Source organism: Vibrio sp. 1978, assembly GCF_033344345.1.
On sequence record NZ_JAWPOP010000807.1, the window covers coordinates 1 to 571 of the forward strand.

Below are 571 nucleotides of genomic sequence, written 5' to 3' on the forward strand. Positions count from 1 at the left end.
AATCCATGTTTTCATCACCAAGAGATTCAAACGTGATTGCTGCTCTTGGATGTCGTTTATGATTTTCTGCTCGCTTGATTTCAACGCATCTTGAATACGTTGTTCGTGCCTCTCGAAGTCTTTCTTTAGCGTTTGCTCGATAGCGTTGGCTTGCTCCTTCGATTGCGAATTGAAGTCCCTCGCCATATTCAAAATCTTGCTCATACAACAAACCTTTTAATCTTATGTTTCGTTTCCCACTTTCGGGATTCTTAATGCTGATGCTTTTAGCTGTCACTCTGGCAATCTCAAATCCTTTGCTTTCAAGCGCACCAATTACCCCTTTTCGACTACGGATTGCGCCTGATTGAGCAAGATTAAGTAGACCATCGGTAAGAAGTTGCTGAATCTCTTTTGCATCGGATGGAGTGTCTTTAGCACTCACCAAGCCTTGCTGATTAGCAGGGTCATCTGGGTCATGAAGCCCTAGTTCAAGATTCTGAATGGTGCGCCAAGCATCGATACGAGGATTGTCTGCAAAGTGGTAGTAAGGTTGAAGTCGCTTGCCAGAATGAAGCTCAATATTTGGAAT

Annotated in this window: 1 protein-coding gene; it reads right to left on the reverse strand. The window is 43.4% G+C overall.

The features are described from left to right. Positions 1 to 204: MbeB family mobilization protein (locus R8N49_RS31100; RefSeq protein ID WP_412034936.1), on the reverse strand; the 204-nt coding region annotated here is incomplete at its 3' end. Between the last annotated feature and the right edge of the window lie 367 nt (positions 205 to 571).